We start from the raw sequence: 1,771 nt of genomic DNA, 5'->3' as shown, positions 1-1,771 counted from the left end.
TGGCCGGCATCTATGCCCAGGTGCTGGGCGTGGAACGGGTCGGCATCGACGACTCCTTCTTCGACCTGGGCGGGGACTCGCTGTCGGCCATGCGTTTGGTGGCGGCGATCAATACCGGCCTCGACACGCTCCTCGGGGTGCGAACGTTGTTCGAGGCGCCGACGATTCGGCAATTGGCGCCGCATGTCCGTGCGGGTGAGGGCCGGCCGGCCCGAATAGTCACCGGTGCGCGGCCGGCGGTGATTCCGTTGTCATTCGCGCAGAGCCGGTTGTGGTTCACCGATCAGTTGCAGGGACCATCACCGGTTTACAACCTGTCCGCGGCGATGCAGTTGGACGGACGCCTCGATGTCGACGCGCTCGGGGCGGCGCTGGCCGACGTGGTGGCCCGGCACGAAAGTTTGCGCACGGTGTTCGTCGCGCCGGAGGGGACACCCCAGCAGGTGGTCATCCCCGCGGAGCGGGCCGACTTCGGCTGGCGGGTGGTCGACGCCGAAGGGTGGCCGGCGAACCGCCTCCAGGGTGCCATCGAGGCGACGGCACGGCACACCTTTGATCTGGCCACCGAAATCCCGCTGCGCGCAGCCCTTTTCCGGGTCACCGCCGACCGTCACGTGTTGGTCGCCGTCGCCCACCACGTCGCCGCCGATGGGTGGTCACTGGTGCCGTTGGCGCGCGACCTCGGAGTCGCCTATGCCGGCCGGCGCGCGGGCAAGGCGCCCGATTGGGCGCCACTTGCGGTGCAGTATGTCGATTACGCGCTGTGGCAGCAGTCCCTGCTGGGCGAACTGGATGAACCCGACAGCCCCATCGCCGCGCAGCTTCGGTATTGGCAGCACGCTCTGGCCGACCTGCCCGAGCATCTCGCCCTACCCACCGACCGGCCCTACCCCCCGGTGGCCGACTACCGGGGTTCCACCGTCGCCGTGGAATGGCCGGCGCAGTTGCAGCGACGGGTGCGCGAGGTGGCTCGCGAACACAACGCGACGAGCTTTATGGTGCTCCAGGCCGCGCTGGCGGTGCTCCTCGCCAAGGTCAGCGCGACTTCGGATGTGGCGGTGGGCTTTCCGGTCGCGGGTCGGCAAGACCCCGCGCTGGACGAGCTGGTCGGCTTCTTCGTCAACACCTTGGTGCTCAGGGTCGATCTGGCCCGGAACCCCACGCTCGCAGAGGTGTTGGCCCAGGTGCGGCAGCGCAGCCTCGCCGCCTACGAGCATCAAGACGTGCCCTTCGAGATGCTGGTGGAACGGCTGAACCCCACGCGCAGCCTCACCCATCACCCCCTGGTGCAGGTCATGTTGACCTGGCAGAACGACGGCCCCGCCGAGCTCACCCTGGGCGAGGCGCACGCCACTGCGCTGCCATTGGACACGCACACGGCCCGAATGGATCTCGTGTTCTCGTTGGCCGAACGCTGGACCGAAGACGCGCAGCCCGCCGGCATCGGCGGTGCGGTGGAGTTCCGCACCGACGTGTTCGACACCGAGACCATCGAGACCTTGGTCGACCGCCTGCAGACGGTGCTGGTCGCGTTGACGACCGACGCGACCCTTCGGCTCTCGGCGATCGACCTGCTCGACGACGCAGAGCGCGCCCGCCTGGGTGCCATCGGCAACCGGGCGGTGTTGGCCGAGCCGTGGGTGCCGGTGTCGATTCCGGCGTTGTTCGCCGCGCAGGTGGTGCGTGCGCCGGGGGCGGTGGCGGTGTCGTGCGAGGGCCGGTCGTTGACGTATCGGGAGTTGGACGAGGCGTCGAATCGGTTGGCGCATCT

Annotated in this window: 1 protein-coding gene; it reads left to right on the top strand. The window is 69.0% G+C overall.

Translation table 11 applies throughout. The features are described 5' to 3' along the window. Positions 1–1,771, top strand: a 1,771-nt coding sequence (locus tag A5704_RS18985; RefSeq protein WP_231969182.1) for a condensation domain-containing protein, incomplete at both ends; no start/stop codon positions are given.

The sequence above is a fragment of the Mycobacterium sp. E735 genome, assembly GCF_001666955.1.
GTDB lineage: Bacteria > Actinomycetota > Actinomycetes > Mycobacteriales > Mycobacteriaceae > Mycobacterium.
Note: the sequence above shows the minus strand (reverse complement) of the source record. Positions and strands in the feature narration are given on the sequence as shown.